A 24,627-nucleotide genomic window follows, 5' to 3' on the forward strand; every position below is an offset into this window, starting at 1 on the left:
TTAAAAGGGGACCAAAAACGCTATGAATATCGAAAAATATTCCGAAAAAACGCAAAAACTGATTCAGGCCGCCCAGAGCGCCGCCCAAGGGGCCAGCCACGCCTATTTCATGCCCGTGCATGTGCTGAAGGCGCTGATCGACGATAAGGATTCCATCGCCCTGCGGCTGATCACTCTGGCGGGCGGTCGCGCCGACGCCTTCGCCGCCTCGGTCAATCTCAGCTTAGGCAAGCTGCCGAGCGTCAGCGGCGATACCCAGCTTTACATGAACAACGATACGGCCAAGCTGTTCAACGCCGCCGAAACCGACGCGCAGAAGGCGGGCGACGCCTTCGTGACCGTGGATCGCCTGTTCGTGGCCGCGCTCGACACGCCGGACGGTCAGGCCGCGCTGAAGGCCGCAGGCGTTGCGATGAAACAGGTTCAGGCCGCGCAGGCTGAGTTCCGCAAGGGCAAACCCGCCGATTCCGCCACCGCCGAAAACGGCTTCGACGCGCTGAAAAAATACGCGCGCGACCTGACCGAGGCCGCCGAAGAAGGCAAGATCGACCCGGTCATCGGCCGCGATGAGGAAATCCGCCGCACCATTCAGGTGCTGGCGCGCCGCACCAAGAACAATCCGGTGCTGATCGGCGAGCCGGGCGTCGGCAAGACCGCCATCGTCGAAGGGCTGGCGCAGCGCATCGTCAATGGCGACGTGCCGGAAAGCCTCAAGGACAAGAAGTTGTTCGCGCTCGACATGGGCGCCCTGATCGCGGGCGCCAAATATCGCGGCGAGTTCGAGGAGCGGCTGAAGGCCGTGCTCAATGAGGTCACGACCGCCGAAGGTCAGATCGTGCTGTTCATCGACGAGATGCACACCCTGGTCGGCGCGGGCAAGTCGGACGGGGCGATGGACGCCTCCAACCTCTTGAAGCCCGCTCTGGCGCGCGGCGAACTGCACTGCGTCGGCGCGACCACGCTCGATGAATACCGCAAGCATGTCGAAAAAGACCCGGCCCTGGCCCGGCGCTTCCAGCCGGTTTTCGTGCAGGAGCCGACGGTCGAGGACACCATCTCGATCCTGCGCGGCCTGAAAGAAAAGTATGAAGTCCACCACGGCGTGCGCATCTCCGACAGCGCCATCGTCTCGGCGGCCACCCTGTCGAACCGCTATATTCAGGACCGTTTCCTGCCCGACAAGGCCATCGACCTGATCGACGAGGCGGCCTCGCGCGTGCGCATGGCGGTCGATTCCAAGCCGGAGGAACTGGACGAGCTGGACCGCCGCATCGTGCAGCTCAAGATCGAGCGCGAGGCTCTGACCAAGGAGACCGACGCCGGTTCGCGCGCGCGGCTTGAAAAGCTGACCGACGAACTGGAAGACCTTGAAGGCAAGTCGTTTGCGCTGACCGAACGCTGGAAGGCGGAAAAGGACAAGGTCGGCTCGGCGGCCCGCGCGCGTGAGGCGCTGGACCGGGCGCGCATCGACCTGGCCAACGCGCAGCGCGTCGGCGATCTGCAAAAGGCGTCGGAGATTCTGTACGGCCTGATTCCGCAACTGGAGAACCAGTTGAAGGCGGCGGAAAACGCCTCGACGGAGAGCGCCGCTTTGACGCCGGAAGTGGTCGATTCTTCGCAGATCGCTCAGGTCGTGTCGCGCTGGACCGGCATTCCGGTCGATAAGATGCTGGAAGGCGAGCGTGACAAGCTGCTGCGCATGGAGGACGAGTTGCGCAAGCGGGTCGTCGGTCAGGACGAAGCTCTGGTCGCCGTCTCCGACGCCGTGCGCCGCGCGCGGGCGGGGCTGAAAGACCCGAACCGCCCCATAGGCTCCTTCCTGTTCCTCGGCCCTACGGGCGTCGGCAAGACCGAGCTGAACAAGGCGCTGGCCGAGTTTCTGTTCGATGACGAGACGGCGATCACCCGGCTCGACATGTCCGAATATATGGAGAAGCACTCGGTCTCACGCATGATCGGCGCGCCTCCGGGCTATGTCGGCTATGACGAGGGCGGGGCGCTGACCGAGTCGGTGCGGCGCCGGCCCTATCAGGTCGTGCTGTTCGACGAGGTCGAAAAAGCGCACCCGGACGTGTTCAACATCCTGCTTCAGGTGCTGGATGACGGGCGGCTGACCGACGGGCAGGGGCGTGTGGTGGATTTCCGCAATACGCTGATCGTCATGACCTCGAACCTCGGCTCAGATATATTGGTCAATATGGACCTGCGCTCAAACAGCGTAAGCGGTAGCGCAAAGCAAGATGTGGCCGATGTCGAGGCGGTGCGGCCATTGGTGCTGGACGTGGTGCGCAAGCACTTCCGCCCGGAATTCCTCAACCGCATCGACGAGATGATCCTGTTCCATCGTCTCGATCAGGCGCACATGCACGACATTGTGCGCATCCAGCTCAAGGGTCTGGAAAAGCTGCTGGCCGACCGCGAGATGACGCTGAGCATCGACGAGGCGGCGCTGAACTATCTGGCCGAAAAAGGCTTCGACCCGGCCTACGGGGCGCGGCCTTTAAAGCGGGTGATCCAGAAGCTGCTGGTCGATGGCATTGCGCGCGAAATCCTGGCCGGACGCTTCGTCGATGGCGACGTGATCCATGTCGGCTTCGATGGCGAGACCTTAAGCATCGGCAAGCCGACGGTGAACTAAAATCTTCATCCTCCCCTGATTTCAGGGGAGGATTTTCTTTATCCCTTCTCCTCCGGTTCTTCCGGCGGCAGTTCGGTGTGCAGGTCGGCGGCGGCGTCGTTGGTGGAGGGCAGCATGGCCTCCGGCTTCTTCGCCTGACCGGTCTTGAGGCCCAGGCTTTTGAGCGCATCCTCCTCGGTCAGGCCGAACAGGCTGCGCACATGCAGGTCGCGCTGCGGGAACGGGATTTCAATGCCCTCGGCGCGCAGGGCGTCCTCAATGGCCCAGTTATAGGCCGCCATCAGCGAAGCCGGGCGGCGGATCGCCTCATTGGTCGGCCACACCACCAGCTCGAAATTGAGCGAATTGTCGCCAAAGCCGGTCAGCCAGACCTGAGTGCGGCGCTGATCGGTGTCGGGCAGGGTGAAGGACACGCTCTGCGCCGCGCGGATCACGCATTCGCGCACCCGCGCCTTATCGACGCCATAGGCGACGCCGAACGGCACATGGATGCGCCGGGTCGAGCCCTTGAAGGTCCAGTTGATCACCTGGTTTTCGATCAGGGCGGAGTTCGGAATGACGATGTTCAGCCCGTCATTGGTGCGCAGGCGCGTGGCGCGCGCGCCGATCTCCATGATCTCGCCGCGCAGCTTGTCGTCGATCTGAACGAAGTCGCCGACATCAAGATGCGGATCGAAGATGATGACGAGGCCGGAGACGAACTCCCTGACCACGCCTTGCAGGCCCAGACCGACGCCGACGCCGATGGCGCCCGCGAACACGGCCAGCGAGGTGATGTTGATGCCGCTGACCGACAGGCCCAGCAGGATGCCCAGAATAATCAGCCCGTAGGCGACCAGCTTCTGGAAGATATAGAGCGAGGACGCCGCCGTTTTGGCCCGCGCCCGCGCACGGTCGAACAGGCTGGAGGCGACGCGGGCGGCGACGAAAGCGATGGCGACGACGACAAGGCCGAGAACGGCGCGTTCGGCCAGATGCGGCCAGTCGGGCTCGCTGAGCAGCTTGAGCATATCCATACCGCCAGCCTAAAGGCCAGGGCGGCGGGCTTCAACCCGTGCGGCGTTAACAATGTCGGGAGGAGGCTATTGCGCGAGCCGGCTGGCAGTCCCTAGGGGAGTCGAACCCCTCTTTTCAGGTTGAAAACCTGACGTCCTAACCGATAGACGAAGGGACCGCGCCGGTAAGAGGCGCGCTTTTGAACGATCGCGCGCCGCCGGTCAAGAGTCTTTTTGCAGAAAAATCAGTCTCTCAACAGCTCGTTGATGCCCGTCTTGGAACGAGTCTGGGCATCGACGCGCTTGACGATGACGGCGCAGTAGAGCGACGGACCGTTCAGATTATTGGCCGAGGGCATGGCGCCCGCCACGACCACAGAATAGGGCGGCACTTCGCCATAAAAGACCTCGCCCGTGGCGCGGTCGACGATGCGGGTGGACTTGCCGATATAGACGCCCATGCCCAGCACCGACCCTTCGCGGATGATGCAGCCCTCGACAACTTCGGAGCGCGCGCCGATAAAGCAATTGTCTTCGATAATGGTCGGCGAGGCCTGCAACGGCTCCAGCACGCCGCCGATGCCGACGCCGCCCGACAGGTGGACGTTCTTGCCGATCTGCGCGCAGGAGCCGACCGTCGCCCAGGTGTCGACCATCGTGCCTTCGTCGATATAGGCGCCGATATTGACGACGGATGGCATCAGCACAACATTCTTGCCGACGAACGACCCGGCGCGGACAATGGCTCCCGGCACGGCGCGGAAACCGGCCTCCTGAAACTCCTTGTCATGCCACTTGGCGAACTTGTTGGGCACCTTGTCCCAGAACGGCCCGATCGGCGAGCCTTCAAACAGGCCGCGCCCGGTGTGCATCAACGTATTGCCATTGAGGCGGAAAGACAGAAGTACGGCCTTTTTTAGCCAGTCATGCGTGACCCATTGTCCGTCCTTCTTCTCCGATACGCGGAAGCGGCCATTGTCGAGCAGGCCCAGCACCTTGTCCACGGCTTCGCGGTATTTGCCCGCATAGCCGGGCGACAACGTATCGCGCGCCTCCCAGGCGGCTTCGATATCTTCCTTGAAAGCGGCGAGATCGGACATGGCGGGCTCTTTCGGCTGCGGAACTTAAGTCGTCCTCGCCATAAAAGGCCCGCCCATGCGGATCAAGGTCTATTTCCATCGGGTCTTCAGATTCCTCACCTCATGACGTCGTTACAAACCCGTTTTATTCGTCAGATTCCAAAGGCGTCGGATGAAATTTCAGTTTGCGCTCAGCTTCCCGCGCTAAGACAAATTCAAACAGGGGAGTTTTGCATGTCGAAGCTATGGATATCCGCCTGCGCCCTGGCGCTTGTCATCGCCGGACCCGCCACAGCGGCGCCGCAACTGAAAATTCTGGACACGATCAAAATCGGCGGCAAGGGGCATTGGGACTACGCCACTTACGACGCCGGTCACAAGCGCATCCTTTTGAGCCATAATGACAGCATCGCGTCTGTCGATCTGGACAGCCAGCAGGTCAATTCGCATCTTGCGGCGGCCGTCGGCTCACATATCGCCCTGGCCTTGCCTGATGGCCGCACGCTGCTGATCACCAACGGCAAGGCCAACAACGTGACGCTCAACGACGCCGTTACGGGCGAGGTCAGGGCGACGATAGCGACCGACACAGGGCCGGATGGCGCTGTTCTCGATCCGGTAAGCGGCGATGTCTTTGTCATGGCCAATCATGGCGGCGTGGTCGATGTGATCAATACGGCTGCGGCTTCGGTGAAAGTCCGCATCTCTGCTGGCGGCGCCCCCGAGGGCGCGGCGACGGATGGCCTGGGCCACGTCTTCACCCATCTTGAAGACAAGAACGCCCTCGTCGTGATGGATGCGAAATCCGACAAGGTGCAGGCAAGCTATGCCATGGATGATTGCGACGAACCGTCAGGCCTGGCCTATGTCGGTGATGGCGGACTGCTGCTTTCAGCCTGTCACAATGGCGTCGCGCGCCTGACCGACGCCGCCACAGGCAAGGAGGTCGCCAAACTGCCGATCGGCCAGCATCCAGACTACGCCATCTATGACGCCGAACGCAAGCTGGGCTACATTCCCTGCGGCGATGGAACCCTGACCGTCATCGACTTCAGCGGTGACAAGCCGGTCGTGGCGCAGATCCTCACCACCAAACCCGGCGCCAGGACCGCCGCGCTCGATCCTGAAACGGGCCGTCTGTATCTGCCGACGGCGAATTTCGCGCCTACGCAGCCGGGCGCGCGTCCGACCGTCATTGACGACAGTTTTGAGGTTCTGGTCGTCGGGCCTTAAAAATTAATGTGTTCTGTCGAGGCGGTAGGTTTGTGCGATCAGGCCGTTATCGGTCATGAATCTCGCCACGCTCTCATAGGTGGCGGTGACGAGTGGCCCGGACTGGTCATCCGTTTTCACGGTTGAATCCACCATCGGGCCGAGCAGACGCTCAAAGGCGTTGACCTGCACCACAGTCGGCTGGAAATGCGCCTTGAGATCGGCCTTGATCTGGGCGTAGTCGGAGGTGTCCCACGCCGCCGCCGCGATCACGTCCAGCACGAATTCCGTACAGTTCTGGTAGCGCGCGTCGATCGGGTTGGCGATCACCGAATAGGCGGGAATGTGCAGCCTGTCATAGGCGGGCGATTCGATCACCTTATAGATTCGGCGCTGCATTTCCGGCGACGGAATAATCACGCCAACATCGTCGGCCTGGCTGCCGCCGACGAAATCGACGGGGAAGTCCTGATGCAGATAGGACTGGTCGCGCGGCAGGTCATGGCCGTCGCCCCGCTCCAGGCCCCGCCGGAATCGCGCACCGCATGCGGGGTTTGCGACTCCTGCCCAAAGACCGGAGCGGCGGGCAGGGCAAGCGCCAGCGCCGCCGCCACGATCAGCGCGGCGCGCCAGCCAGCGGCTTTCGCGGGCGAGACCGGCTGATCCTGACGCGGCGCGCGGTCATAGGGCACATGCGGCGCGGGTTGCGCGGTCAGGGTTTGCGGCGTGATCTCCAGCGGGCCGTTGGCCGATTCCCACATCGCCTTGCCGCCCTGATGCAGCGCCTTGCCCGCGCCCTCGGCGACGCGCTCCTTTGCTTGAACGATGTAATGTGAACGTCGTTCAAGTTCGTGCGAGCGTCAAGTTGAAATTGAACTAAGTTCAAAATTCAGTGCGACTCAGGAAAGTCTTGAGGTCGGGGCCGCGAAAATCGACGAACGGGTCGGTATTGCCGACCGATTTCGGACCCACCAGAACCGTCTTCATGCCCAGTTCGAACGCCGGTTTGAGATTCTTCGGGCTGTCCTCGAAGAAGGCGGCCTCGGTCGCGACAACGGTATGGGCGGCCATCATGCGCTCGAAGGTGACGAGATTGGGCTTGGGGATGAAGTTGGCGTGTTCGAGGTGGAAGACGCCGTCGAACAAGGCGTTCATCTCAAGCTTATCGAGAATGCGCGTGGCGTGGCGTTCGTCGCCATTGGTGAAGACCAGCTTGCGGCCCGGCAGGGCGGCGATGTGATCGTTCAGTTCGGCGTCAGGATGCAGCTTGTCGAGCGAGACGTCATGCACCTCGTTGAGGAAGCGATACGGATCGACATTGTGATAGGCCATCAGACCCGCCAGGGTCGTGCCGTGTTCGTTGAGATAGCGCTTTTGCAGCGCATAGGCCTCGGCATAGGGCAGGCCGGTCTCGCGCGCCACGAAGGCCGACATCTTGCCCTCAACCAGCGCCATGACCTCGGCGTCGGCGGGATAGAGGGTCTGGTCGAGATCGAAAATCCAGGTGGTGACGTGGGAGAGGCTATCAGGCAGGGTCATGTCTTTGCTTGTAAAGACTCTGGCCGACTTAGGAAGAAAAAAGTTGATCCACAGATGGACACAGATGTTCAGGTCAATTTCACGCTACCGCTATCGGAAGCGCGAGCTTGGCCATAAAAGGCGCTTCGCGCCCGAAGACTACCGACTTGCCCAAACGATAGCGGTAGCGTGCAATCCAACCTGAATATCTGTGTTTATTTGTGGATAAAGACCTTTAATCCGCCGTTATCAAAGTACCTGCCCCATGTTCGGTGAACAGTTCGACCAGCATGGCGTGCGGGCGGCGGCCGTCGAGAATGACCACGGCTTCGACGCCCGATTCGATGGCCATGATGGCCGTTTCCAGCTTGGGGATCATGCCGCCATTGGCGACGCCTGACGTGATCAGGCCGCGCGCTTCGGAGACGCTCATCTGGCGGATCAGGTTCTTGTTTTCATCAAGCACGCCCGCAATGTCGGTCAAGAGCAACATGCGCTTGGCGTTCAGCTTGCCCGCCACCGCGCCCGCCACCGTGTCGGCGTTGACGTTGAAGGTGTGGCCGTCTTCCGACACGCCGATCGGCGCGATCACCGGCACATAGTCGTGGTTCGGATCGTCGATCAGGGTGCGGATCAGCTTGTCATCGACCTTTTTTGGCTCGCCGACGAAGCCGAGATCGACGACCTGCTCGATCATCGAATCGGGGTCTTTTTTCGTGCGTGTGGCCTTTTCGACCGTGATCAGGCCCGCATCCTTGCCCGACAGGCCGACGCCGCGCACGTCGGCCTCGGCGCCCGCGCGCGTGATCCAGTTGGCGATCTCCTTATTGACCGCGCCGGACAGCACCATTTCGGCGATCTCCATGGTCGCCTCGTCGGTGACGCGCAGGCCGTCGATAAAGGTCGATTTGACGCCCGCCCGGTTCAGCATGGCCGAGATTTGTGGCCCGCCGCCATGGACCACGACCGGATGGATGCCGAGCAGCTTCAAAAGCACGATATCCGAGGCGAACACCTTGGCGGTTTCGGCCTCGCCCATGGCGTGACCGCCGTACTTGATCGTCACGATCTCGCGGTCGTAAATCTGGATGTAGGGCAGGGCCTCGGCCAGTTGTTTGGCGGTGGCCCAGCCCTTTTCTTCAAGGGCGTCGGTCTCGGTCTGAATGATCATGTGCGCGTCTTACCGGTGACGAAAAAGCTGTGGCCGCGCCTTACAGGATCGCGGCCACGATGTCATGTTTTTTATCAGTCGGCGGCCGCGTGAACCGCGCCCGACGCTCGTGTTTCCTCGCACAGCCAGATCAGCGGAATCAGGGCCAGCACGATAATCGCCGACAGCCGGAAAAAGTCGAGCGCGCCGCCCAGATAGGCCTGACCGACCACCTGATGCACGACCGTGCCTGCGCCCTGCGCGGTGGTGAGGCCGAGGTGATGCGCTTGCTCGACCGCTTGCTGCACGGGGCCTGATACGCCACCGGGACCGCCCATGATCTCGGCCAGATGAGTCTGGCGGCGGGTTTCGAACTGATCCCAGATGGTGGTGGCCAGTGAGGCGGCGAAGGAACCGGCCACGATGCGCGCGAAATTGGACAGGCCCGAAGCCTGCGGCACCTGCGGCCCCGGAACGCCGTGCAAGGTAATCGACACCATGGCGATAAAGAAGGTGCTCATGGCCACCCCCATCACCGCCATCGGCGCGGCGTAGGTGAAAAAGCTGGCGTCGGGCGTATAGAGCGAACGCATATAGAAGCTGAGCGAGAAGAAGATCATCGAAATCGTCGCCAGAATGCGCGCGTCCATCCGATTGAGCATCCGGGCCGCAAACGGGGTCAGCAGCACCGCCACCATGCCCGACGGTGCGGCGACAAGGCCCGCCCAGAAGGCCTGATAACCGACCTGGGTTTGCAGCCATAAAGGCATAAGCAGGTTATTGCCAAAAAAGATGGCGTAACCGATGCACAGGACGATACAGCCCAGCGCGAAGTTGCGCGTCTTGAACAGGGACAGGCTGACGATCGGGTGCTGATCGTACATCTCCCACACCATCCAGGCGATGAAGCCGACAATGGCGACGATGGTTTCGACGACGATGACCGGTGAATTGAACCAGTCGGCGTCCTTGCCGGTGTCGAGCATGACCTGCAAAGCGCCGACCCAGATGACAAGCAGGATAAAGCCGGTGCGGTCGATCTGACGGCGGAAGGTCGGGGTTTCGCGGCCTTGCAGGCCCTGCCAGCACAGGAAGGCGCATATGGCGCCGACCGGTAGGTTGATGAAGAAGATCCATGGCCAGGAGATATTGTCGGAAATATAGCCGCCCAGAATCGGCCCGCAGATCGGCGCCACCAGCGTGGTCATCGACCAGATGGCCAGGGCCGTGCCGCGTTTGTTGGGCGGAAAGATCATCATCAGCAGCGCCTGAGAGCCCGGAATCATCGGACCTGACACCGCGCCCTGCAGCACGCGGAACAGGATCAGCGTGTCAATATTCCACGCAATGCCGCACAGGAAGGAGGCGATGGTGAACATGATCACCGAGGCGAGGAACACCTTGACCACGCCGTAACGGCCCATCAGCCAGCCGGTCAGCGGCACGGAAATGCCGTTGGCGACCGCGAACGAGGTGATCACCCAGGTGCCCTGCGAGGTCGAGACGCCGAGATTGCCGGCGATGGTCGGCACCGAAACGTTGGCGATGGTCGAGTCTAGCACCTGCATGAAGGTGCCGAGCGCCAGCGCGATCGCGGTGACGCCGAGCGCCGTGCCGGTCAGCGGCGCGGGGCCTGCATTGGCGGGCGGCGCGTTATCGGCGGTGGTGGAAGCTGAGGACATTGGTGGGCCTCGGAAGGATGGTGCGTGTTATGCGGCGAGAAACCCCACCACCACATCTTAGCCGCTTCGCGGCTTCGTGCGGTCCCCCTCCCCAGTCAACTGGGGAGGTATGAGGGGGCTTAGTTCTTGCTGGTGTCGATCTTCGCGGTCATGGACAGGCCGACGCGCAAGGGGTGGGCTTTCAGTTCCTTCGGGTCGAGGTCGATGCGCACCGGCAGGCGCTGCACGACCTTGATCCAGTTGCCGGAGGCGTTCTGCGCCGGGATCAGCGAGAAGGCCGAGCCGGTGCCGCCCGACAGACCGCGCACCACGCCATGATAGGTCACGCCCTTGCCGTAGAGGTCGGAATAAAGCTCGACCTTCTGGCCCGCATGCACCTTTTTGAGCTGCACTTCCTTGTAATTGGCATCCACATAGGCGGTCGAGGTCGGCACGATGGTCATCAAAGGCGTGCCGACGGCGACCTGCTGGCCGACCTCGATGGACTTCTTCGAGACGATGCCGTCGGTCGGGGCGCGCACAATGGTGCGGTCGAGCGCCAGTTGCGCGGCGTCGAGCTTCGCCTGTGCAGCCAGGACTTCGGGGTTTTGCGAAGCGTCAACCCCGTTGATCTGGGTCGCATTGGTGGCGCGCTGGCCGCTGGCGGCCTGCACGGCGGCCTGGGCGGCGTCGCGGTCGGCGGCGGCGGTCGCATAGGCGGCCTGGGCGCGAGCATAGGCGTTCTGCGCCGAGGTCAACTCCTCCTGCGACACGGCGCCGGACTGGGCGAGGTTCTGACGGCGGGTCAGCTCCAGTTTCGCGTTGTCGAGATCGGATTTGGCGGCGGCGATGGCGGCTTCGGCGCGGGCGACGTCGGCCTGACGAGCGCTAAGCTGGCCGCCCAACGCTTCGTCGGTGGCGTAATAGCCCTGTACGCGGCGTTGCGCCAGGGCAAGGTCGGCCTTGGCCTGTTCGACGGCGATCCTGGCGTCGGAATTGTCGATGGTGGCCAGAACGTCGCCCGCCTTGACGGCTTGGGTTTCATTGACGACCACGGTGGCGATCGGGCCGGGGACCAGAGCGTTGACCTGCGCCACATCCGTGCCGACATAGGCGTTGTCGGTCGAAACATAGTGTGAGGCGTAGGCCAGATAATAGACGCCGTAACCGATGGCGCCGACCGCGACGGCGGCGGCCAGATAGGTCAGAAGACGCTTGCGTTTGGCGTTATTGGCGGCGTTGGGCTTGGGCGCGGATTGAGCTGTGTCGGACATGACGGATTCTCTGAGAGCGGAGGATGTGTTGCTTATGCGGTGTATTGGCCGCCGAGGGCCTTGATCAGGGCGATGTCGAGCGTCAGGGCGCGACTCTTCAGGTCGGTCACGACGCGACGTTGATTGATCAAGGCCTGTTCGGCGACGAGCAGCGAGGTGTAGTCGGAAAGGCCGCCGTCATAGCGCAGCTTGGCCAGCTTATAGGCTTCCTCATAGGCGTCCTGCGCCTTCTGGGCGTTGTCGAGCCGGTCGTGCAGGGCGCGCTGGCTGGTCAGGGCGTCGGCGACCTGCTGCATGGCGGTCAGCACGTCCTGATTATAGCTGGCTATGGCCAGGGCGTGACCGGCCTCGGCTGTCTTGAGATTGGCCTTGAGCGCGCCGCCGTCGAACAGGGGCAGGCTGAGGGCCGGACCGGCCTGACCGATGTCCGAACCCGACTGGAGCAACTGGTCGAGGTGCCGCGACTGCACGCCGACAAAGGCGGCCAGATTGATGTTCGGATAGAAGGCGGCGTGGGCTTCGCGGATTTTCGCCGAGGCCGCCTCGGCGCGCCAGCGTGCGGCGATGATGTCGGGACGGCGGCCGATCAGGTCGAGATCGACCGTCTGCGGCGCCCCGGAGAAGGCGTCGGCGGCGGGCTTGAGCTGTGGACGCTGGATCTTCGCGGCGGCGTCGGGCGCGGCGCCGATCAGTGCGGCGATCAGGTGCTTGTTGATGTCGATCTGTTCGTCGAGGGCGGCCAGATCGGACCGGGCGGCGTAAACATTGGCCTGCGCCTGATCGAGCGTGGCGCGGTTGGCGACGCCGTTATTGAGTTTCTGCTGCACCAGATTGGCGCTGTCCTGATGGATATCGACGGCGCGCGCGGCCAGATCGCGCTCCTGATAGAGGCGATCAAGATCGACATAGGCCGAGGTCACAGCGGCGGCCAGCATCAGCCGCGCCTGCGCGGCGTCGGCCCCGGCGGCGCGCGCCGAATTGGTGGCGGCGGTGATGGCGGCGCGGTTCTTGCCCCAGAAGTCGAGATCCCAGTCGAAATTCAGCGTAACCTGACCGTAATCCTGATAGCCGGACGGCAGCGGGCTGCCCGCCCCGGGATGGCCGAACAGATAATTATAGCTCTGCTTGGCTGCGAAAGCCGAAGCGTTCAGGCCGATATTCGGCCCGGCGACAGCGTGCGAGGACGACACGACCGCCTGCGCCGCGTTCAGACGCGCCTCGGCCGTGGCCAGACTGGGCGCGTTGTTGAGCGCCTGCACCATCAGACCTTCGAGCTGCGGATCGCCAAAGCTTTTCCACCAGTCCTGTTCGCTGACCGCTGCAATCGGGTTGACCTTCTTGGCCTGGCTCGGTTCGGTGGCGAAGGGCGCGCTCTGCGGAATGGTCGTGCAGGCGGTCAGGGCGCTCGCGGCCAGCAGCGCCGCGGCAAGCGGGGCGGAAAAACGGATGTGCGTCATTTTGCCACTCTGGAGTCGATCGGTACGGTTCACCATATAACCGTACGGTATGGTCATTTCGGCTGGACATATAGTCTGGCGCATAGTATCTGTCAAGCTGACCATACCGTACGGTTTAGGATTTTTTTGCAATGCACACAGACGATCAAACGCCAAACGGGGGCGAGGCTGGATGCAAGGGGCGTATGGACCGCGAAGACCGCCGCGAGGCGATTTTGGATGTAGCGACAGAAGTCTTCCTTAATGAAGGCTATGCCAGCGCCTCCATGTCCACCATCGCGGCCAGGGTCGGCGGGTCGAAGGGCACGCTTTATAACTATTTCAAGAGTAAGGAAGAACTGTTCGAAGCTTATGTGCAACGCTCCTGCGTCTTTCATCGCGGCGAGATCGCGCATCTTCTGACGGACGACGGGGACGCGCGCACGGTCCTGACCCGCTTCGCCAAAGGTTATGTGCGCGCCTTCACCGCCGAACCGGCCTTACAGAACTGGCGCGTCATCTCAGCGGAAAGCCACAAATCGCCGGACGTCGGGCGGATGTTCTACGAAGCCGGGCCGCTGACCGGGGCGCGCATCATCGCCGCCTATATCGAAAAGGCCCGCAATCGCGGCGAGCTGATCGTGCCCGACGTCATGGTCGCGGCGCATCATTTCACTTCGCTGATCCACGGACGTATGCTCAAGGCGCGTCTGCTGGCCTATGCGCCGGAACCATCGGACGCCGAGATCGACGCCGAGGTCGAGGCGGCGATGTTCGTCTTCTTCTCGGCCTACGGGGCCAAATCCTAGACCCGCAAAACCTGCGTCGCCAACACCCGCGGCGCTTCGCGGTGGCTGATCAGGATCAGGCCCTGTGATTTCAGCCGGTCGCGCAACCGCTCGACCACAAAGGCCTCGGTGGCCAGGTCCAGCCCCTCCGTCGGTTCATCCAGAATCAGCACCGGCGCGTCGCGCAGCAGGGCGCGCGCGAGAGCCAGCCGCTTGCGCTCGCCGCCGGACAGGGTGACGCCGCCGTCACCAATCCAGGTCTCAAGACCATTCGCCATGCCGCGCACCCGGTTCGCCAGTGCGGCGTCCTCCAGCGCAAGCCACAGCCGCGCCGTCTGTTCCTCGCGCGTCAGCGTCTTCAGCGTCGCGTCGCTCATCGCCATCATCAGATTGTCGCGCACTGAACCGGTCAGCACAGCGGCGTCCTGCGGCGCCAGGGCGAACAGGGCGCTGTCGTAAACGCCTTCGGGCCGATCCGCGCGCAATCCCATCAACCCCTCAATCAGCCGCGTCTTGCCACTGCCCGACGCGCCGTCAATGCGTAAGCGCAAGGAACGGTCGAGATCGTAGCGCGTCTCGTCCGCCTTCAGATAGGGCGCCTGCGCCAGAGTCGCAGCCTCAACTTCCCGCGGCGCGTCGTACAGGTCCGCGACGCGCGTCTGCGCCTGATCGAACACGGCCTTCTGCCCGATGGCTTTCGCCAGAACGCCCAGACTGTCGAACGCCATGCTGGCGGCCAGCAGGCTCAGCGCCAGATCGGCGAGGCGGGCGTGAATGTCGGACGCGATCAACGCCGTCATGCACAAACCCATCAGGATCAAGCTGACCGCGCCGACCACAGCGTCGCGCCCGACCATGTGTGTCTTTGCGGCGTGCAGACGCGCTTCAAGCTCGCGCAGCTCCTTCATTAGCGGCGCGCGCAGATCGTAGGCGCGCACGTCCGGCAACAGGGCGCTCAGCTCATAAAAGCGCGTCTTGAGCGCCCCGATGGCGGCCTGTTCTGAAACGGTCTCGGTGGCGGGCAGGCGACGGTGGATGTAGAGAGCGGTTGTCAGGGTCGCCGCCATGAAGACCAGCAGGATCAGGGCGCTCCACGGCATCGCCCAGCCGCACATCACAAGCGCCATGACCAGGCCGCCGCCCGCCGCCGCCGGGGCGCTTTGCGCCACCAGCCGGTTCTCCAGTGCGCTGACGTCCTGCACGAAGCGGCTTGACGCCTCGCCGCGCGACAGGCGCATCAGATCGCTGCGACTCTGGCCCAGCAGGCGTCTGAACAGGGCGGGGCGCAGATCGGCCATGGCGCGCAGGGCCGCGCTGTGGCCGAGATAGCGTTCGCCGTAGCGCAGCACGGTGCGCGCAATGGCGAAGAAGCGGATCGCCGCACTCGGCAGCAGATAGTTGAACGCCTGCACGGCGACAGGACCGGCTGCGCCCGCTACGGCGGCGGCGGTCAGGAACCAGCCCGACAGGCCGAGCAGGGCGACGGCGGCCACGCTCACCCCAGCGGCGAAGGCCGAGGTCAACAGCAGGCGCGGCGCGAAGGGGCGCAATAGGGTTTTGTAATCCTGCTCAAACATGACCGACCTCCACAATCTGTTCGGCAAGCGCGCACAGGCGCGGCGAGTGGCTGGAGAGGATCACGGTGCGCCCCCGAAACAGATCAGGCAGGCGCGTGATCAGGTCGGCCTCGGATTCGGCGTCGAGATCGGCGCTGGGTTCGTCGAGCAGCCACAGCGGCGCGTCCTTCAGCACGGCGCGCGCCAGGCCGATGCGCCGCCGCTCCCCGCCGGACAGGCCAGAGCCGCGCTCATCGAGCTGCGCGTCTAGCCCGCGCGCGGCGACCAGCGGCTCCAGCCCGACCGCGGCTATGGCGCGCGCCAGCGCGGCCTCATCCGCCTTCGTACCGGCCAGCAGATTGTCGCGTAAGGAACCCGCCAGGATCGGCGGATGCTGCGACACCCAGGCGATGCTGTCGGTGATGTCGGTCAAGGGCGCGTCGTTGACGAAGACGGCGCCGGAAACAATCTGGCCCTGCCCTAACAAGGCGCGCAGCAGAGTCGTCTTGCCTGCGCCGGTCGGCCCGACCAGAGCGGTGACCGATCCCGGCCCGGCCTGGAAGCTGACCGGTCCGATGCGAAAGCCCGGATCGTCGGGAAAGCCGCACGTCACCTTATCGAAGCTGAGCCGCGGCGCGGCGGTAAGGCGCGGGCTGGCGACGGGTTCGGGCAGAACCTCAACGGCCAGCAGGCGCTGCGCCGCCGCCACGGCGGTCTGACGGTCGTGATAGGCGGCGGCGAGGCGGCGCATCGGCGCATAGACTTCGGGGGCCAGGGCCAGCACGAAAAACGCCTTGCCGAGGTCGAGGTGCTCGGGAACGTGAAACGGCAACTGACCCAGCAGGTAGAAGCCGCAATAGACGGCGATCAGAGCCACGCTCAGCGCGCTGAAAAACTCCAGCACCGCCGAGGTCAGGAAGGCGATCTTCAGCACGCGCAGGGTGCGCTCGGCCACATCGTGCGCGGCGCGGTCCACGGCCCTAGCCTGTCGGTCGCCTGCATCGAAGGCGAGGATCAGCGGCAGCGACTTGATGCGATCGACGAACAGGCCCGACAGGCGCGATAAGGCGTCGAGCTGCTTTTTCGATTCGTCGGCGCTGCCCATGCCCAGCACCGCCATCAGCACAATGAACGGAACGAGCGTCATCAGCAGAATCAGCGCGCCGACCGGACTGGCCAGCGCGATCAGCGCGATCATCAGCAGCGGGATCAGCCGCGCCTGCGTCTCGGCCTGACGAAAGCGCGCATAATAGCCTTCCAGCGCCTCGGTGTCCTCGAACAGGGCGTTGAGCCGCCCCTGCTGACGCGCCGGGTCGATGCGTCCGGCCAGCGCCTTGTCCATCAGACCGAGACGCACATCGCGCACGATGTCGCGCGCCAGCTTCTGGTTGAGTCGCTGCATGACGACCGACAGGCCTGCGCGCAGCGTTACCGCCAGCAGCAGGGCAGCGATCGGCAGGGCGTCCGCCGCAATGGCGTGCGGTCGCCGCATCAGATCGCTGACCGCATGGCTCAGCCCCCAGGCGAACAGCACGATCAGTCCAGCGTCGAGCAGGCCGATAATATTGACGCGACGCAAGGCGGCGCCGGCGTTTTTCGCCCATGTCCGTAACTGTTTTTGCGCGTCCTTAGGCGTGGCGACAGCGGGTGCGGCATTTTGACGTGCGACAGGGGGGTGCGACATTTCCAGTGATTGTGCAGTGCGGGGCAAAGCCTTAGGGTTTCTATGGATTTTGCTTCATCTGTCACGCGCTCGTTATATGCGTGACGTTGAATATAGCCAGGTTTCGGTGTCTAATTCGCGCATTGCGTGAGTCTTGGACACACTTGTTAGGGGAGGGTCTGATGGACCTCAGTACCGTAGAACTGTCAAGGCTGCAATTCGCCCTGACAGCCATGTATCACTTCCTGTTCGTACCGCTAACCCTGGGCCTCAGCTTCATGCTGGTGATCATGGAGAGCGTGTACGTGCTGACGCGTCAGGAGATCTGGCGCACAATCACCCGTTTCTGGGGCATGCTGTTCGGTATCAACTTCGTCCTCGGCGTCGCCACCGGCCTGACCATGGAGTTCGAGTTCGGCACCAACTGGTCGTACTATTCGCACTATGTCGGCGACATTTTCGGCGCGCCGCTGGCGATCGAGGGGCTGATGGCCTTCTTCCTTGAAGCCACCTTTGTCGGCCTGATGTTCTTCGGCTGGGACAAGCTGTCCAAACCGGCGCACCTGATGGTCACCTTCATGGTGGCGCTGGGCACCAATCTGTCGGCGCTGTGGATCCTGATCGCCAATGGCTGGATGCAGCATCCGACCGGCGCGGTTTTCAACCCGGAAACCATGCGCATGGAGGTGTCCAACTTCATGGAGGTGCTGTTCAACCCAGTCGCTCAGGCCAAGTTCGTGCATACGGTCAGCGCCGGTTATGTGCTGGCGGCGGTGTTCGTGCTGGGCGTCTCAGCCATCTATCTGATCCGCGGCAAATATGTCAGCGTGGCCAAACGCTCGATGGCGGTGGCGGCGGCCTTCGGTCTGGCCGCCTCATTGTCGGTCGTCGTGCTGGGCGATGAGTCGGGCTACACCCTGACCGATAACCAGAAGATGAAGCTGGCCGCTCTGGAGGCCATGTGGCACACGGAACCTGCGCCCGCGGGCATCACCCTGTTCGGCATTCCCGATCTCAAGACCCACACCACCAAGGCCGAGATCAAGATTCCCTACGTTCTGGGCCTGATCGCGACCCGCAGCGTCGATAAGCCGGTCATCGGCATTCTCGAACTGGTCGATATCGCCGAGCATCGCATCCGCAACGGCGTCATCGCCTATGATGCGGTCGAAAAGCTCAAGGCCAATCCGAACGATCTGGGCGCGCGCGCGCAGTTCGAAGGAACCAAGGCCGACCTCGGCTACGGTCTGTTGCTGAAGAAATACATCGCCGATCCGCGTCAGGCCAATGACGCCCTGATCGTCAAGGCGGCGATGGACACCATACCGAACGTGCCTTTGATGTTCTGGGCCTTCCGGCTGATGGCCTTCCTCGGCTTCGCCTTCATCGCCCTGTTCATTGCGGCCTTCTTCATGGTCACCTTCAACGGCCACCGCAATAAGCTGTTCCTCACCGCCTGCATTGTGGCCATTCCCTTCCCGTGGATCGCCATCGAAGGCGGCTGGCTGCTGGCCGAAATCGGTCGCCAGCCCTGGGCGGTGGATGGTGTTCTGCCGACCTTTATGGGCGCCTCCAGCCTGACGGTCCCGCAGATCTGGCTGACCATTGCGGGCTTTACCCTGATGTACGGCGTCATGGCCGTGATTGAGGTCAGCCTGATGGTCCGTACGATCAAGAAGGGGCCTTACGAAGCCAAGTTTGGCCGTATGCACGACGAGCCTGCCGACGACGTGCCGGCGCTCGAACCGGCGCCCGCTGAGTAAGCACAAGCGCAAGGAGACTTATCATGGAATTACCTCTCGACTACATGGCTCTGCGCGCCATCTGGTGGCTGCTGGTCGGCGTGCTGCTCATCGGCTTCGCCATCACCGACGGCTTCGACATGGGCGTGGCCAGCCTCCTGCCCTTCGTCGCCAAAGGCGACAAGGAGCGGCGGGCCGTCATCAACACGGTCGGACCGACCTGGGAAGGCAATCAGGTCTGGTTCATCCTCGGCGGCGGCGCCATCTTCGCGGCCTGGCCATTCGTCTATGCCGTCAGCTTCTCAGGCTTCTATCTGGCCATGTTCCTGGTTCTGATGTCGCTGATCCTGCGGCCCGTCGGGTTCAAGTACCGCTCCAAGAAGCCGGGCGCAGCCTGGCGGCGCAACTGGGATTGGGCCCTGTTCGCAGGCGGCTTTATCCCGGCCCTGGTGTTCGGCGTGGCGATGGGCAATGTGCTGCAAGGCGCGCCCTTCAGCCTCGATTCGGACCTGCGCGTGACCTATCAGGATCATGTCCTGGGCGGCCTTCTGCACCTGTTCACGCCGTTCACCCTCGTCTGCGGTCTGGCTTCGGTCGCCATGCTGGCCCTGCAGGGCGCAACCTGGCTGGCCATGAAGCTGGAAAAGGGCGAGGCCCGTGACCGGGCTATCAATTACGGCGTCATCGCCGCCATCGCCCTGATTGTGCTGCTGGCCGTCGGCCACGTCTTCGTCCGTTTCACCGATCTCGGCTACGCAGTCGTCGGTCAGGTCGATCCCGAAGGCGCCTCCAACCCGACCCATGCCGAGGTCGTGCGTCAGGCGGGCGCCTGGCTGAGCAACTACGCCAAATATCCGTGGATGTGGATTGCGCCCGTCGTCGCCTTCGCCGGTCCCGCCCTTGCGGCGCTGTTCCTGAAAGGGCGTCAGGACTTCCTGGCCTTCCTGGCTTCGTCCCTGACCATTTTCGGGGTGATCGGCACGGTAGGGTTCTCGATGTTCCCGATCATCCTGCCGTCCAGCGTCGACGCCCATTCCAGCCTGCTGGTGTGGAACGCCTCGTCCTCGCACATGACCCTGTTCATCATGCTGCTGGTCACCGTCGTCTTCCTGCCGATCGTGCTCTACTACACCGGCTGGGTCTATAAGGTTCTGTTCGGCCGGGTCGGCGTGCAGGACGTCGCTGTCAATCCCGACCTGTATTAAGGAGAGAAGACATGTGGTACTTTTCCTGGATACTGGGCGTCGGACTGGCCGTCGCCGTCGGCATCCTCAACGGCATCTGGTATGAATTTCATACCGCGGACGACCCGGACGCCGAGGATCCGCACAAGAGCTGAAACGACAAACGCCGACCTGAAAAGGTCGGCGTTTTCATGTTGCTTAAGACGGACGGCGACTATTCGGCGTTGACGATCTGCGGCAGCGGCGTCGGGCGGTCTCGCAGCGACTTGACGAGGTTGAACACCATGGTCCGGGCCGGATCGTCATGGCCTTCCTGCGCCAGAGCGTACAGGGTGTGCATGATTTCGTCGGCCAGCGGCGCGACATGGGCGACATTGGCGACCTCGAAAATGCCGGGCAGCACCGCCTGACGGATTTCATTATCGTCGATCAGCGCCTCGGTGACCTTTTCGCCTTCGCGCAGGCCGGTGAAGGTGATCTTGATGTCCTTGTCGGGCTTGAGGCCGTAAAGCCGGATCAGGCGGTTGGCCAGGTCAAGAATGCGCACCGGCTGGCCCATTTCCAGAATATACAGCCCCGACTTGTGCTGCGGCGTCTCGGCATTGTGCATGGCGGCGGTCAGCACCAGTTGCACGGCCTCGAAAATGGTCATGAAATAGCGTTCGGCGTCCTTGTCGGTCAGGGTAAGCGGTCCGCCGCGCTCGATCTGCGACTTGAACAGGGGCACGACCGAGCCGGTCGAGCCCAGCACATTGCCGAAGCGCACCACGCAGGCCTGATGGTCATCGGTGATCTGGGTGCGGATCAGGTGTTCGGCCAGACGCTTGGTCGCGCCCATCAGCGAGGACGGCGCCACCGCCTTGTCCGATGAGATCAGCACCAGTTGCCCGACCTTCGCCGCCTTGGCCGCGTCGATCACATATTGCGTGCCCAGCACATTGGTCAGCACGCTTTCGCACGGATTCAGCTCAACCATCGGCACGTGTTTGAGCGCGGCGGCGTGGAAGACGACGTCGGGCCGGGCGGCCTTCATCACCGCCTCAATGCGCTCCTTGCGCCGGATGCTGCACAAGACAGGATGGGCGCGCTGGCCCTCGAAGGTTTCCCGAACGGCGCGGTCGATCTCATAAAGCGCCAGTTCGGAGTGATCGACCAAGGTGACGTGCGTGGCGCCGAGCGTCAACGCCTGTTTGACGATTTCAGAGCCGATCGAGCCGCCTGCGCCGGTGACCAGAATGCGCTTGCCGTTGTAAAAACGCTTCAAGCCATCGGTATCCAGCGCCACCTGCGGCCGATGCAGCAGGACGCGGAACGAGGCCGGATCGCTGGGATCGGGCAGGGGCAGCACGCCGGGTTTCCGGCCCAGAGACGCAAGTCTGCTTAAAGTACGCAGCAGGCGATAGTTTGACAGACTCATGGACGTCTCAACGAATAGGCTCTTTACGGTTATCAAGCTTGATCTTTGCCGTTTGGCAAGCCTTTAATACAAGCGGGCGTGTAAAAAGCCGACGCTTTTTTCACCCACAGGTTTAGGGTGCGGATGATTGAAATTTTATTTTTCGGCAGGCTGGCGGATGCGATGCAGGCGCGACGTCTGAGCTATGCGGGTGACGCCAAAACGCTCTATGGTTTGCGGGACGAGGTGTTGGCAGCCGCCTTGACCGGCGGACATCTGAACGCAGGGGATATTCGCATGAGCGTCAATCAGGCGCAGGTTTTCGACGACCGACCGCTGACCGCGGGTGATGAGGTTGCTTTTTTCCCCGTTTTTTCAGGCGGCTGACGTGGTTGCGCGCGACATATGGGTCGGCGAGGCGCCGATCGACCCCGCTGCGTTGCATGAGGCGTTTCTGGCGGCCCATGGCCATGCCGGAGCTGTGGTCAGCTTTACCGGGGCGGTGCGCGGCCATGCGCGCGACGGCGCGGTCGACCATCTGTGGCTGGACTGGTATCCGGGCATGACCGAAGCGTCGGTGACGGCGATTGCGCAGGACGCGGAAGGCCGGTTTGCGCCCACCGCTCTGACCATCCATCATCGCGCCGGAAAAATCGCGGCGGGCGAGGCGATTGTCTTTGTCGCCGCCGCCAGTCCGCACCGTCGTGCGGCGTTCGAAGCGGCGGATTATGTTATGGACCGGTTGAAGTCCGAAGCGGCCTTCTGGAAGCGCGAATCGGGTGAAGATTTTACGCGCTGGGTCGAGCCGACGGCGCAGGACCGCGACGATCTGAACCGATGGAGCCGGAGATGAGTGAATTATCGCATCTGGACGCGGCGGGCCGCGTGCACATGGTTGATGTTTCCGACAAGCCGGACACGGCGCGCATCGCCTCGGCGCGCGGTCGGCTCGCGTGCGCGCCCGCGACACTGGAGATTGTGCGCGAAGGCCGCGCGCCCAAGGGGGCCGTGATCGCCACGGCGGAGCTGGCCGGGATCATGGCCGCCAAGCAGACGGCGAACCTGATTCCCTTATGCCACCCCTTGCCCCTGAGCCGGGTCAGTGTGCGCATCGCGATGACCGATCTCGGCTTCGACATTGTCGGCGAGGTGAAAACCACGGGCAAGACCGGGGTGGAGATGGAGGCGCTGACCGCCGTCAGCGTCGCGGCCCTGACGCTCTATGACATGCTCAAGGCGGTCGATAAGGCCATGCGCATCGAAGCGATTGAGGTGGTCGCCAAATCGGGCGGAAAATCCGACTGGCCAACAGCGGAGTAAAAAGAAACCGCAGAGGACGAACCCCTGCGGTGCTTTGGAATCGGCGCGAACGCCGTGCTTGAACGCCATCACCATAGGCGCATTGTTGCGACGCACAACACCCTGATGCTCAAAAGAGACGGGTGTGGACGCCAAGCCACACCCGGCGTCCGGGCTGGCCATAACCGGCCGCGGTCTCAAAGCGCGTATCGCCCGCGTTTTCGATCCGGCCATAGAGGCTGAGGCGGTCATTGAGCGCATAGTCGGCGCGCAGATCGGCCAGGGTGTAGGCCTTCAGGCGGGTCGCGTTGTCAACATCGTCGAACGCCGCGCCCGCATGGCGCAGGCCGAGGCCCAGGTTCAGCTTCTTCGTCGCCGCATAGCCAAGGTCGACTCCGCCCATCTGATCCGGCGTGCGCGCCAGACGCTTGCCTGCAAAGCCCGCCGAGTCATTGCGCGTGTGCAGAAAGCTGTAGTGGCCGCGTAGAGTTATGGCGCCGGAGACGGCGATTTCGCCTTCCATCTCCACGCCGGATGCGCGCGTCCGGTCTATATTGCCATAGCAGCCATAAAGCTGCGCCGCTGCGCAGCCGACATAACCGAAGTCGATCTGGTCGCGTACGGTGCGCGAAAACACGGTCAGGTCGATATGGCCGCGCGCCGTCGTCAAGGTCGCGCCGCCATCGACGGTCACGCCTTTCTCCGGCGTCAAACCAGCCGCGCCGTACTCGCTGTAAAGTTGATAGAGGCTCGGCGCCTTGACGCCCGTTCCGGCGCTGGCGTGCAATCTGACGTGCGCACCGACAGGGGCGACGAGCGCGGCCTGAACCGTGTCCAGTCCGCCAAAGCTCGACGAGTCGTCATGGCGTCCGCTGAGGGTGACTCCGACCCGACCGAAATCGCGCCGTACCTGACCATAGACGCTGCTTTGCGTGACCGAGGCTTTCAGCGGAACCGGCGCCGGATCCCACGCCGAGGGCGCGGCGTTGCTCATCCAGTCGCGCTCATAGGCGATGCCGCCAAGGAGGTGGGCGTTCAGCAGGTTGTAGCTGATATGATAGTCCGCCGCCTCAATACGACCGCGTGCGATAAAGGACGGCGATCCGTCTGCGTTGTAATCCTTGCGCTGCGTGTCGCTGGCGCTGAGTGACAGGCTCTGTTCGCCCTTGTCAAAGCTGTGCGTTAGGCCGAGGCCGGCGATTTGCGTATCGGTCTTGCCGAAGTCGCCGGTGTCGGCGAAGACGTAGTCGGGCGCCGGATAGCCGTCATAGGCGTTGCGGCTGTGGGCGCGGCTGTAGAGACCGTTCAGTTTCAGCGTATCGCTGAACGCATATCCGGCGGTCAGGCTGGCGTCTTGCTGCGAAAATCCGTCCCTCTCGGTTCCGCCTGCAAAGGCCGACACGCCCTGATCACTGATCAGGCCTGTGCTGAAGCGCCAGTTGAGGCGCTTATCCTTGCCGCCAAAACCGAGACGCGCCGCGCCGTAATGATCAAAGCCCTGCGCGTCGAAATCGCCCTCCAGCGGCGCCTGCGCCGTGCGCGTGGTCACGCTGACCACGCCGCCCAGCGCACCCTGGCCCCACAGGGTCGAAAGTGGACCGCGCAGCACCTCGACGCGCGCGGCGTCGCCAATGTTCAGCAGGCCAAGATTGGTCCCGCCGCCGACCTGAGACGGATCGTTCAGGCGAATGCCGTTCAGGACGTACAGCGTGTGATCGGCGCCCGCGCCCCGGATCGAGGCGGCGGCGGCTTCGCCCGGACCGCCATTGCGCGCGATGCTGAGATCGGTGGTGTGCAGCAGCAGGTCGGACAGCAGAAGCGGCTGATAGGTTTGAATATCGGCCGAGGTCAGCACGTCGAGGCTCTGGCCGATCTTCGAGACGGGCAGGGCTTCGCGCGTAATGGTGACGACGGTCTCCTGCGCATGGGCGGCGGGCGCCAGGCACAAAAGAACGAAGGGAATCAGGGAAAGTCGTAATCCGGGCACAGGTCTTGGCTCCATAAGGCGACGACAGCCCATGCGCGCAGGCAGGGAC

At 63.3% G+C, this 24,627-nt stretch carries 22 protein-coding genes and 1 tRNA gene; 9 read left to right on the plus strand and 14 right to left on the minus strand.

Translation table 11 applies throughout. The features are described 5' to 3' along the window. The first annotated feature begins 22 nt into the window (after positions 1 to 22). Complete coding sequence (gene clpB, locus ACTHLA_RS03715; protein ID WP_440185602.1) at positions 23 to 2,638, plus strand: ATP-dependent chaperone ClpB; 2,616 nt, start codon at positions 23 to 25, stop codon at positions 2,636 to 2,638. Between the two features lie 38 nt (positions 2,639 to 2,676). On the opposite strand, the gene ACTHLA_RS03720 is transcribed toward clpB, so the two are convergent. The 3 genes from ACTHLA_RS03720 to dapD form a co-directional block, all read right to left on the minus strand. Further along, complete coding sequence (locus ACTHLA_RS03720; RefSeq protein WP_440185604.1) at positions 2,677 to 3,654, minus strand: mechanosensitive ion channel family protein; 978 nt, start codon at positions 3,652 to 3,654, stop codon at positions 2,677 to 2,679. An 83-nt stretch (positions 3,655 to 3,737) separates the two neighbouring features. After that, a tRNA-Glu gene (locus ACTHLA_RS03725) sits at positions 3,738 to 3,812 on the minus strand. A gap of 66 nt (positions 3,813 to 3,878) precedes the next feature. Next, on the minus strand, positions 3,879 to 4,733 hold the full coding sequence (gene dapD / locus ACTHLA_RS03730; protein ID WP_440185606.1) for a 2,3,4,5-tetrahydropyridine-2,6-dicarboxylate N-succinyltransferase: 855 nt from the start codon (positions 4,731 to 4,733) through the stop codon (positions 3,879 to 3,881). Between the two features lie 213 nt (positions 4,734 to 4,946). Here dapD and ACTHLA_RS03735 point away from each other — a divergent pair, with 213 nt between their 5' ends. Next, positions 4,947 to 5,945 (plus strand): YncE family protein, encoded by a 999-nt coding sequence (locus tag ACTHLA_RS03735; RefSeq protein WP_440185608.1) that lies wholly within the window; start codon positions 4,947 to 4,949, stop codon positions 5,943 to 5,945. A 3-nt stretch (positions 5,946 to 5,948) separates the two neighbouring features. Here the strand turns inward: ACTHLA_RS03735 and ACTHLA_RS03740 are convergent, their stop codons facing one another. The 7 genes from ACTHLA_RS03740 to ACTHLA_RS03770 form a co-directional block, all read right to left on the minus strand. Beyond that, positions 5,949 to 6,446, minus strand: coding sequence for a DUF2145 domain-containing protein (locus ACTHLA_RS03740; RefSeq protein ID WP_440185783.1), 498 nt, complete (start codon positions 6,444 to 6,446; stop codon positions 5,949 to 5,951). Continuing rightward, complete coding sequence (locus tag ACTHLA_RS03745; RefSeq protein ID WP_440185610.1) at positions 6,341 to 6,685, minus strand: hypothetical protein; 345 nt, start codon at positions 6,683 to 6,685, stop codon at positions 6,341 to 6,343. Before ACTHLA_RS03745 ends, ACTHLA_RS03740 begins: the two co-directional genes overlap by 106 nt. A gap of 121 nt (positions 6,686 to 6,806) precedes the next feature. Next, a complete protein-coding gene (locus ACTHLA_RS03750; protein ID WP_440185612.1) occupies positions 6,807 to 7,463 on the minus strand; it encodes a pyrimidine 5'-nucleotidase in 657 nt (218 codons plus the stop codon). 214 nt (positions 7,464 to 7,677) lie between these two features. Continuing rightward, on the minus strand, positions 7,678 to 8,613 hold the full coding sequence (gene argB / locus ACTHLA_RS03755) for an acetylglutamate kinase (protein ID WP_440185614.1): 936 nt from the start codon (positions 8,611 to 8,613) through the stop codon (positions 7,678 to 7,680). A gap of 74 nt (positions 8,614 to 8,687) precedes the next feature. After that, on the minus strand, positions 8,688 to 10,274 hold the full coding sequence (locus ACTHLA_RS03760; protein ID WP_440185616.1) for a DHA2 family efflux MFS transporter permease subunit: 1,587 nt from the start codon (positions 10,272 to 10,274) through the stop codon (positions 8,688 to 8,690). Positions 10,275 to 10,393: 119 nt separating this feature from the next. Continuing rightward, on the minus strand, positions 10,394 to 11,527 hold the full coding sequence (locus ACTHLA_RS03765) for an HlyD family efflux transporter periplasmic adaptor subunit (protein WP_440185618.1): 1,134 nt from the start codon (positions 11,525 to 11,527) through the stop codon (positions 10,394 to 10,396). A gap of 32 nt (positions 11,528 to 11,559) precedes the next feature. Then, positions 11,560 to 12,984 (minus strand): efflux transporter outer membrane subunit, encoded by a 1,425-nt coding sequence (locus ACTHLA_RS03770; protein ID WP_440185620.1) that lies wholly within the window; start codon positions 12,982 to 12,984, stop codon positions 11,560 to 11,562. A gap of 185 nt (positions 12,985 to 13,169) precedes the next feature. On the opposite strand from ACTHLA_RS03770, the gene ACTHLA_RS03775 reads away from it, so the two are divergent. Beyond that, positions 13,170 to 13,772 carry a TetR/AcrR family transcriptional regulator gene (locus ACTHLA_RS03775; protein ID WP_440185622.1) on the plus strand — a complete coding sequence of 201 codons (603 nt, stop codon included), beginning with the start codon at positions 13,170 to 13,172 and terminating at the stop codon, positions 13,770 to 13,772. Here the strand turns inward: ACTHLA_RS03775 and ACTHLA_RS03780 are convergent. Together ACTHLA_RS03780 and cydD are read right to left on the minus strand one after the other, a co-directional pair. After that, complete coding sequence (locus tag ACTHLA_RS03780; protein ID WP_440185624.1) at positions 13,769 to 15,328, minus strand: ATP-binding cassette domain-containing protein; 1,560 nt, start codon at positions 15,326 to 15,328, stop codon at positions 13,769 to 13,771. The two genes, ACTHLA_RS03775 and ACTHLA_RS03780, sit on opposite strands and share 4 nt — an antisense overlap. Beyond that, positions 15,321 to 16,886 carry a thiol reductant ABC exporter subunit CydD gene (cydD, locus tag ACTHLA_RS03785; RefSeq protein WP_440185626.1) on the minus strand — a complete coding sequence of 522 codons (1,566 nt, stop codon included), beginning with the start codon at positions 16,884 to 16,886 and terminating at the stop codon, positions 15,321 to 15,323. Before cydD ends, ACTHLA_RS03780 begins: the two co-directional genes overlap by 8 nt. A gap of 266 nt (positions 16,887 to 17,152) precedes the next feature. On the opposite strand from cydD, the gene ACTHLA_RS03790 reads away from it, so the two are divergent. Genes ACTHLA_RS03790 through cydX form a run of 3 tightly spaced genes read left to right on the plus strand, consistent with a single transcriptional unit; the run spans position 17,153 to position 20,051 of the window. Continuing rightward, the gene (locus tag ACTHLA_RS03790) at positions 17,153 to 18,733 is read left to right on the plus strand and encodes a cytochrome ubiquinol oxidase subunit I (protein WP_440185628.1); all 1,581 of its coding nucleotides are present in this window, start codon (positions 17,153 to 17,155) and stop codon (positions 18,731 to 18,733) included. A gap of 23 nt (positions 18,734 to 18,756) precedes the next feature. Beyond that, positions 18,757 to 19,917, plus strand: a complete 1,161-nt coding sequence (cydB, locus tag ACTHLA_RS03795; RefSeq protein WP_440185630.1) for a cytochrome d ubiquinol oxidase subunit II — start codon at positions 18,757 to 18,759, stop codon at positions 19,915 to 19,917. An 11-nt stretch (positions 19,918 to 19,928) separates the two neighbouring features. After that, on the plus strand, positions 19,929 to 20,051 hold the full coding sequence (gene cydX / locus ACTHLA_RS03800) for a cytochrome bd-I oxidase subunit CydX (protein WP_440185632.1): 123 nt from the start codon (positions 19,929 to 19,931) through the stop codon (positions 20,049 to 20,051). A 59-nt stretch (positions 20,052 to 20,110) separates the two neighbouring features. Here cydX and ACTHLA_RS03805 read toward each other — a convergent pair whose 3' ends face one another. Next, entirely contained in the window at positions 20,111 to 21,313 is a 1,203-nt protein-coding gene (locus tag ACTHLA_RS03805) for an SDR family NAD(P)-dependent oxidoreductase (protein ID WP_440185634.1), read from the minus strand. Positions 21,314 to 21,436: 123 nt separating this feature from the next. On the opposite strand from ACTHLA_RS03805, the gene ACTHLA_RS03810 reads away from it, so the two are divergent. Genes ACTHLA_RS03810 through moaC form a run of 3 tightly spaced genes read left to right on the plus strand, consistent with a single transcriptional unit; the run spans position 21,437 to position 22,612 of the window. Continuing rightward, positions 21,437 to 21,679 (plus strand): MoaD/ThiS family protein, encoded by a 243-nt coding sequence (locus ACTHLA_RS03810; protein ID WP_440185636.1) that lies wholly within the window; start codon positions 21,437 to 21,439, stop codon positions 21,677 to 21,679. A gap of 1 nt (position 21,680) precedes the next feature. Further along, positions 21,681 to 22,145 carry a molybdenum cofactor biosynthesis protein MoaE gene (locus ACTHLA_RS03815; protein WP_440185638.1) on the plus strand — a complete coding sequence of 155 codons (465 nt, stop codon included), beginning with the start codon at positions 21,681 to 21,683 and terminating at the stop codon, positions 22,143 to 22,145. Further along, on the plus strand, positions 22,142 to 22,612 hold the full coding sequence (moaC, locus tag ACTHLA_RS03820) for a cyclic pyranopterin monophosphate synthase MoaC (RefSeq protein WP_440185640.1): 471 nt from the start codon (positions 22,142 to 22,144) through the stop codon (positions 22,610 to 22,612). Before ACTHLA_RS03815 ends, moaC begins: the two co-directional genes overlap by 4 nt. Before the next feature lie 109 nt (positions 22,613 to 22,721). On the opposite strand, the gene ACTHLA_RS03825 is transcribed toward moaC, so the two are convergent. Next, the gene (locus ACTHLA_RS03825; RefSeq protein WP_440185642.1) at positions 22,722 to 24,578 is read right to left on the minus strand and encodes a TonB-dependent receptor plug domain-containing protein; all 1,857 of its coding nucleotides are present in this window, start codon (positions 24,576 to 24,578) and stop codon (positions 22,722 to 22,724) included. Positions 24,579 to 24,627: the final 49 nt, after the last annotated feature.

Origin of the sequence: Asticcacaulis sp., assembly GCF_051956075.1 — a bacterium.
Taxonomy (GTDB): Bacteria; Pseudomonadota; Alphaproteobacteria; order Caulobacterales; family Caulobacteraceae; genus Asticcacaulis.